Source organism: Syntrophothermus sp. (assembly GCF_013314835.1).
Classification (GTDB): domain Bacteria; phylum Bacillota; class Syntrophomonadia; order Syntrophomonadales; family Syntrophothermaceae; genus Syntrophothermus; species Syntrophothermus lipocalidus.
The window spans coordinates 1-7,832 of sequence record NZ_JABUEX010000081.1 but is presented as its reverse complement, the minus strand read 5'-3'; the positions used below and the strand labels follow the sequence as shown (position 1 = coordinate 7,832).

Sequence of the window (7,832 nt, the reverse complement as noted above, 5' to 3'; positions counted from 1 at the left end):
GACCCGCTTCAGATAAACCTGAATTCCCTGCTCCCTAACCGCCCCTCCATGGCCAAGAGCAGGAAGCAAAGACATCAGCAGAACAAAAACCATCAAAAAGGAGATGCCCTTCAGGGAAAAACTTTTCTTCATCAAAATCCCCCTCCAAACCTTCTTGATCTTTGGATTAAATTCTCACAGCTAGCCTTGATACTCGCTTTTGTAGCAACCCAAGAGGGTCCTCTTTAGCGTGAAGATCGCAAGCAAAAGGCAGAAGGCCGACAACACAAAAGGGTAGTGGGGGTTCAGCTTAAACAACCTGCCTCCCACAACTAAACTCAACGCCCCTTCAGCAGCCACCAACGTGGAAAGCACACCAAACAAGGTGGCCCTGTGCTGCTGGTCGGTCAAGTCAGCCAAAACCACTTTGTGGAGATAAAGAGCTACGGAGATCCCGCTCAAGACCAGAATGGTGCTCAAGATCGCTACAACCGCCAGCTTGTGAAAGACAATTAAAGTAAGCGAGCCCAAGAGTATCACCGTGAGCACCAAGACTAACACCAGCACCCGGTTGAGCCTGTCCGTGAACGGCCCCAACAGCAATTGGGTGATTAAGTAGACCCCATTGGCAATACCGTAAGCTACTGCCACCGTGCTGTCGCTCACTCCCGCCACATGCACAAGGTAGAGCACATAGTAAGCGGTCAGCATTCCCGCGGCCGGGGTGTAGAGCAGATAGTAAGCCACAAACAGCCGCAGTACAGGGGATGAGCTTCTGGCAGCACAGGCCAGCTGATGGAAGAAATGGCTCAGGCTGAAAGCCGAGTTTTGCTCAGACCGGTTGCTATCCTTGAGCCTCACCCAGAAGAGGATCGCCACTACCAGGGCCAAAACCATGTAAACGAGGAAACCGAGCCTCGTCCCTTGGTAGACTCCCAACTGATGCACAACCGCACCCATAACAAAGGAAGAAACAATGGTGGCTCCAGTTACGGCAAGCCAGTTTAAGGAGTATATCCTCCCCCGCTCTTTATTGGCCGTATGGTCTGCCATCACTGCATCGAGTGCCGGCAGGGCAGCTACCCGAATCCCGAGCAGGCACATCCCAACCAAGACCCAGACCCAGTTTCTTGCGAGGAGAAAGAGACTCAGGATCAGGGGGAAAAAGCAGTGAGTGAGGACAATAAACCGTTTTCTCCCGATCTTGTCGGCAACATATCCCCCTACCAGTCCAAGGGAAAGCAGCACATAATCTACCGCCATTATTCCTCCGATAACCTGGGGAGTGGCCCCCAATGCCTCGAGATATCGGGTAAACAGCGGGTTCACCAGACCCGCGCCTACCGCAACCAGGGTGTTCGCCAGGATCAAAGTTCCCGGTATTCCTCGTAAGGTACTGAATACCTGCTTGTAATCAGCGCAGGTGGTACGTAGAGACGCGACTAGACGATTGATTCACGGCCCCCCTCTTGTCTTTTTAAAACATGGTAGCAGGTAAAATCCTCAGCGTAGAAATCTGCAGTATGCAGGACCGCCAGAGCCCGACAGTAACCTGCGCATACATTTTTGAGAGAACAGATTACACAAGCTCCTTTGAGCAAGTCGGGGTCAAATTCCCGAAATGTTTTCATAATGGGTGTTCTTTCCCAGATTTCTGCAAAGTTACGTCAACTTTCGCCTCATGTCAAAGACGGGAACGCTCCTTGCGCCCTGATGCACATCGGGTCCTCGGCGTAAAAGTCACCGTTGAACAACAGAGCTAGGGCCCTGCAGCCGCTGCATGAAACCTTATATTCGCACGCACCACAAGAACCACTCAATTTCGCAGGGTCGAAACTTCTGAAAGCTTTTAGGACAGGCGAGTGGTGCCAGATATCGCTAAGCCTTTGGTGTCTTACATTGCCTGCATAAAACGGGAGCAAATTACAAGGAGTTACAGTGCCATCAGGCATAATCTGAAGCCAGTCGCCGCGAATAGCACCGCAGGAAACAGATCTCTTAATTTTTTTCCCATGTTCGGCTTCACTGCGCCCCTCGGCAAAACCATACGGACCTCCCTCTACTGCTAGAACACCTCTAAACTTTTCGCGAACGGCATAAAATATGTCGGCAAACTTTCTCTTGGCCTCTTTGTCCAAGGCGAGCTCCCTTATGTATCCTAAACCCCGTCCATAAGGAGTAAATTCAACTAGGCAAAATCTCTCTACCCCCAACTCGACAAGCAACTCACTTAACTTTTCAATGTCGGCTAAGGATCTTTTGGTTACAGTCATCCTGACCTGAACAAACAATCCAGCTTGTTTTAGCATTTTGATTGCATTGAGGCATTTCTCAAAAGTACCAGTGCCTCTCATCCACTCATGGTTCAAGTACAGGCCCTCAAGAGGAATTTGAATGCTTCTGAAAGTCATCTCCTTTATTGAGTTTACCTTGTTCTCGTCAAGTAATGTACCATTTGTTACAAGCTCAAGAACAAAATCCATTTCGTGAGCACATCGGAGAATATCGAGTAAATCCGAGCGCATAAAAGGTTCGCCGCCCGAAAATTCTAATTCGACAACTCCTAGCTCGAAAAGTTGTGACAAGATGTTTTTTATCTCATCGAAAGACAGCTCGTTCTCCTTTCTTGCTCCTCCATCCATATAACAATGCTTGCATCTCAAGTTGCAAGCAGTTGTGATAATGAAGGAAACTTTTCTTAACTCGAACATCTTAACCCACTACCTTCTCTTTCGATTATTTCTCTCTTTTCCAACTCTGCAAGCACCTCATTGACATCTTGGCTTGCAACATCTGGATCGATTCCGTAAAAGTCTGCATAAGCCTTAATTACGGCCTCCTTTTCGTGCAACTCCATCAACATTGTCCAAATTACTTTCCCACTTTCGTTCAATTCGACAAGCACACCTTTCTGATAATTGTAAAGTAAAGCTTTTGAATCAAAGATCCTCTCTTTCACCTGATTCTTTTTCTGGTAACGCACTTAATCATAGCCCCCCTTTAGCCCAGCTTTACTCCGTTGAGGAGTTAGGAAGAATTGGTGCAGGCAAGGACAATCTCTAGGAACTACAAACGCTTAAACATCAGACACACCAAGAGTATGAGGAGCAGCTAAAACGCGCGTTACTTTAATTACTGGCTTAACGTACTTGCGCACTACTCTCACCTCCTTCTAGTCAGCATTGAAATCAGTCCCTGCCTGCACCAAATTCTCGTACCCCCATGGTTTAGCTCGCAGGCCTTAGGCTAAGCCAGGACTCATGGGCAAGTCCATAAGAGTTAAACTTCCATCCTCTATATTTATCTATGCGGTGAGGATACATAATTTCAGCCCAAATTAAGGCAAAGGCAGGAAACTTCTCGTTCATATAACGTTGAGCTTCTTCCAAGCCGTTCTTATATTCTTCTGCTGACTTGGCAAAGTTTATTTTTTGATAGATTCTCACAAATTCAGGATCGGAACACGTTCCAGTGGCACCCTCAGCATCCACGAGAAGTCCAATACCTCCATGTGTTTGCACCCCAAAAGGTGTGCAAGTCCCTACAAACAACCAGTAGTCTCGATCGCGGAACCATCTGCTTCTGTTTTTCTCAAGGTTCCCAATAACTTCTGTGTCAAGAAAAGCATCGATCCCCACTGCTTTAAGCTGCTGGCAAATTACTTCCGCCAACCTGGTATAGATCTTGTCTACATAATCTTGAGGTGTTACCGGAAACCGTAGCTTCTTTCCGTCAGGGAATTCTCTAATTCCGTCACCATCGCGATCCCTAAATCCCAGTTCTTCAAGGAGTGCTTTGGCCTTTTCAGGGTTGTACTCTAGTTTGGGGAAGTTAGGATTATGCTCAGGAATCGAAGGGGGTATATAACCCTTTGTTGGTATTTGACCATACCCTGCTGCTGCCACATCTATCAGCTGTTGGTAATTTATGGCGTAAGAAACCGCTTCCCTGAATTTCTGTTCTTTCATTGGGTAATATTCATCGCGATGATTGAAGGCCAAAAGATAGCGTATTCCAGCATCTGGGATAAGCCCCAATTCTATGTTTTTATCACCCGAAAGCGCAGCAGCATAAGAGCTAGGAACGGGGCGATAGTAACCGAAAACCCCATCTATTTCTCCCCTTTTCAGCGCTAGAACCATACTGTCTGTTGTCTTAAATTGCCTGATTTGAAGCTCTTTTACTGCAACCTTGCCTGCAAAGTAATTGGGATTAGCCCGAAAATATGCAGTTTGGGCCGCAGGGTCGTATTTCTCAAAGATGAAAGGACCACAACCTATCATCCCTTTTTCATCAAGATATTTATTAGGAACTTCAACAGATTCCCAAATATGCCTGGGTAAAATACCGCCATATAGTGCATTGTCTAGCAAATGGGTTCGGAAGACCGGTTGCTTGAAGTAAATGGTAACAGTATAGTCATCCTTTGCCTCTGCCCGCTCAAAGTGGTGGCCATAGTAGCTCTTCTTGTGTTTAGCATAGTAATTGTAAGTAAACTCAACGTCTTTTGCTGTCACTGGTTTGCCATCATGCCACTTGGCATTTTTAACCAAGTGGAAGGTGATCGACTTTCCGTCCGGTGCCACCTCCCACTTTTCAGCCAACAAAGGCTTGATTTCATTATTAGAGTCCACGGTCGTCAGTCCGACATGAGTTAACCCAGAAGGAAAGATATTTTGCCCCCAGGTAAAGCTGAACTTGTTGATAGGTTCTAAGTCAAGAGTGGTTCCTAAAACTAATGGTTTACTTGCGACCTTCTCCGGGTGACCAGCTTCGATGATTGCTGTCCGGGCGGCAGCATCCCAATCCACTTTAGCCCCGAAGGCTTCAGCGATAAAGCGCAGGGGAACCACAGTGCGGCCACTCACTATCTTTGCCGGTACCTCTAAAACTACCTCAGTGACTCCCTTTTCGGTGATGGATACGATCTTGCTGCCAACGGTTATCCTGGCAACAGTATCTCCTTTTCTGATGGTCACCGTCCTGGTTTTCGCGTCCCATTCGACCGAGGCTCCTAAAGCTTCGCAAAGCGGCCTGACAGGAACCAGCACCCTTCCCTTTTCAATGAACGGCTGGATGTCGAAGGTTAGAAACTGGTTGTTGACTGCAACTTTTACCTGGCCGGCCGATACAGGAACCGCAGCAAAGAGGTTTACGGCCAGCATCAACACCAAGAGAACCGCTAGAGGCTTACTTAACTGTCTCATAACTTGAACCACCCTCCTCTGTGGCTTTCTGAGACATTCGGGATTAGCTTATTTGACAGCCTCCCGTTCTTCCCGTGCTTTCAAAACATGGTAGCAGGTGAAATCTTCTGCATAAAAATCTCCGGTATGGAGCACTGCCAGGGCACGGCAGTAACCCGCGCACACCTTTTTGTACCTGCACGTGCTGCAGACGCCTTTCAGTAGTTCTGGGTTGAACTCGCGGAATGCCTTCATGACGGGGGCGCCTTCCCAGATTGTTTCAAATCTTTGTTTCCTTACATTGCCTGCGTTAAAGGTCATGATCTCGCACGGACTCACCGTACCATCCGGTTTCACCAGGCACCAGGTTTTGCCACACGGACATAAGATGTTCCCTTCCTGCAAGTACTGCTGAAATACTTCCTCTTCTAAAAATCCACAAGGGTCCGCCGATATCTCGATTTTGTCTCTGTATTTCTCCTTGATCTTTTTTACGGTCAGGTGGAAGGAACGCATCCCCTTTGCATTGAGCATCAGTTCTTCCTTATAGCCCATCCCCCTACCGGCCGGGAAAAAGCGGACAAAACCCAGCTTCTTCGCCCCCATGCTGACTGCGAGGTCTGCTATCTTCTCAAGTTCTCCAACGTTTCGCCTGGTCGCGGTAGCCCGAACGGCCACACTGACTCCTTCCTCAGCGAGCAGTCTTATGCTCTCTAAGACAGCCTCATATGTCCCATCCCCCCTTAAGTAGTCATGGTTTTCTTTTAGGCCATCCAGGCTGACCTGGACGTGCTTCAGGCCCAGGTCGCCTAGTGTGCTCGCCACCTCCCGATCGACAAGGGTCCCGTTGGTGATCAAAACAACCGAAAAATCCAGGCCCTTGGCATATTCGATGATCTCAAACAAATCGGGCCGCAGCAAAGGCTCACCACCGCTGAATTCCACCTCCACTGTGCCCACCTGAGAAAGTTCCCTGAGCAACTGCTTGACCTCATCCAGACTCAGCTCATTCTCCAGCTTCTCCCCGGCGCTGGCATAGCAGTGGCGGCACCTGAGGTTGCACTGGTTGGTCAGCTCCACGGTCACCACCAATGGCGTATAAATTTGCCCACCCCCTAAATAAAAAACCGCGAAAATCCTCCTTGCCTTCACGGCAGGTAGAAACCTTCGCGGTTTCTCTTCTTACATATTCTGTTGTTTCTTGGTTTTACATCACTATTGCTTTTTGTCAAAATATATCACAATATATCACAAAACACCACTAGTAAAAAGCCTCCCCTCGCCCCAATGTGCAGGCGAAATCTGGATAAATCTCTTGATTCCTGGAAAATACTGCTGTTTTTTGACTTCATTTTCTGTCTACAACTCAAACAGCTTCAAAGCTCCCAATAGCGCCCTTAATCATCCCAGACGGGATTGCTCTTTTTCGGCGTAGATCACCGCATCCCGATACCAGCATTTGACCCACAGCGTGCCGTCATCTTTAGTGACGAGCTTTCCTTCCGCATCCAGGAAGGCGCGCACTCTGTCTTCATCTTCCGGGGTGATTTCTTCATCGTGGCGCCAGGTCTTGACCAGCAGGTCCCAGGGGTAAAGGTAGCGCCTGGTGTTGATCTCCACGTTGGCCTTGATCCCCAGCTGGTAGACCACATTATAGAGGACAATATAGTCGGGAGGGGGCTCGTAGTCGCTCACGAAGAGGGGGTACACCGCGGCCAGGGAGCTGCCGGCCTGGGTGATCAAGAAAAGAACGCCTCTGGTGCAGTCCCACATCTTCATCAGGGCATCCTTGATGTCGGGCATGGCAAAGCAGTAGGCGGCGTTGACCAGATCGTACTCTTGCAATTCCTCCGGCGACACGTCCTCCCAGCGCTTGTTGATGATCTTGATGTTCTCCAGCCCCTCCGCTCTTTTCAGCAGCCTCCGGATCTGCCCCTTGGAAGGTTCGACAACAGTGACTTCTCTAACGACTCTAGCCAGGGGAACGGCATAGGCGCCGTCCCCTGCTCCAATATCTAGAACCGTAGAGTTCGGGCTAAGGTAACGCTTCATCTTTTCCAAGATGGCCCCAGGGTAATTTTTGTACTCGCAGCCGAAATACAGCTCATCAGGGTAATTGTCCCAGTAGTCTTCATTGGTGAGCCCTTTTTCTTTCAGCCTCTTTGTCCAGAAGTACTTCTCGCGCTTCTGGTGCCACACGGCCGCCCAGTCAAGCTCCATTTTCACAACCCCCTTTTCATCTTCCTATTGCCCCTCAGCAGTCAGCCTGGTGATTTCCTTCCCGTTAAAGAAAAGCTGACCGATCTCCGGAGCAACCCTATCTACTGTTCGGATTGAACTTCTGGTGCTTAGGAAAGAGAAACTGGCAGTTCCCTCCATCCCTAGTTTCCTTATTTTTTAGCTCGATACCCCTGACTGTGTCTAGGGGAAAAACCCTACTTCCCCGGAACTCCAGCGGACCAGCGGGGTTCTGCCTCCTCCACGGCGTATCCTAAGAGCACGAACCCCAAGACCGCAAAAGAAATGCAGAACACAGGGGGGAGGTACCACCACCAGTAGCCGTTGACGATCCCCCCGTGGGTGAAGGCGTAGTGTAGCATCATTCCCCAGCTCTTTTGCGTCGGGTCGCCAAGCCCGAGAAAGCTTATTCCCGCTTCCGTGAGCATA

General features: G+C 49.0%; 6 protein-coding genes and 1 pseudogene. All 7 read right to left on the bottom strand.

Annotated elements, in window-relative coordinates; genetic code table 11:
* Window positions 1-180: 180 nt before the first annotated feature.
* Window positions 181-1,350 carry an MFS transporter gene (locus HPY90_RS14180; RefSeq protein ID WP_287195456.1) on the bottom strand — a complete coding sequence of 390 codons (1,170 nt, stop codon included), beginning with the start codon at window positions 1,348-1,350 and terminating at the stop codon, window positions 181-183.
* 308 nt (window positions 1,351-1,658) lie between these two features.
* On the bottom strand, window positions 1,659-2,690 hold the full coding sequence (locus tag HPY90_RS14175; protein ID WP_287195453.1) for a radical SAM/SPASM domain-containing protein: 1,032 nt from the start codon (window positions 2,688-2,690) through the stop codon (window positions 1,659-1,661).
* On the bottom strand, window positions 2,678-2,962 hold the full coding sequence (locus HPY90_RS14170; protein ID WP_287195451.1) for a PqqD family protein: 285 nt from the start codon (window positions 2,960-2,962) through the stop codon (window positions 2,678-2,680). The genes HPY90_RS14175 and HPY90_RS14170 overlap by 13 nt, the downstream gene beginning before the upstream one ends.
* A gap of 244 nt (window positions 2,963-3,206) precedes the next feature.
* Window positions 3,207-5,144: an ABC transporter substrate-binding protein gene (locus tag HPY90_RS14165; RefSeq protein WP_287195457.1), complete on the bottom strand. Its 1,938-nt coding sequence runs from the start codon at window positions 5,142-5,144 to the stop codon at window positions 3,207-3,209.
* Window positions 5,145-5,234: 90 nt separating this feature from the next.
* The gene (locus tag HPY90_RS14160) at window positions 5,235-6,317 is read right to left on the bottom strand and encodes a radical SAM/SPASM domain-containing protein (RefSeq protein WP_287195449.1); all 1,083 of its coding nucleotides are present in this window, start codon (window positions 6,315-6,317) and stop codon (window positions 5,235-5,237) included.
* A 249-nt stretch (window positions 6,318-6,566) separates the two neighbouring features.
* The gene (locus tag HPY90_RS14155; protein ID WP_287195447.1) at window positions 6,567-7,385 is read right to left on the bottom strand and encodes a class I SAM-dependent methyltransferase; all 819 of its coding nucleotides are present in this window, start codon (window positions 7,383-7,385) and stop codon (window positions 6,567-6,569) included.
* 215 nt (window positions 7,386-7,600) lie between these two features.
* A pseudogene (locus HPY90_RS14150) lies at window positions 7,601-7,832 on the bottom strand (ABC transporter permease); the annotation flags it as partial.

Coding starts and splice junctions, on each gene's coding strand:
- HPY90_RS14175 (WP_287195453.1), bottom strand. CDS start 2,690: ATGTTCGAGTTAAGAAAAGTTTCCTTCATTATCACAACTGCTTGCAAC.
- HPY90_RS14165 (WP_287195457.1), bottom strand. CDS start 5,144: ATGCTGGCCGTAAACCTCTTTGCTGCGGTTCCTGTATCGGCCGGCCAG.
- HPY90_RS14155 (WP_287195447.1), bottom strand. CDS start 7,385: ATGGAGCTTGACTGGGCGGCCGTGTGGCACCAGAAGCGCGAGAAGTAC.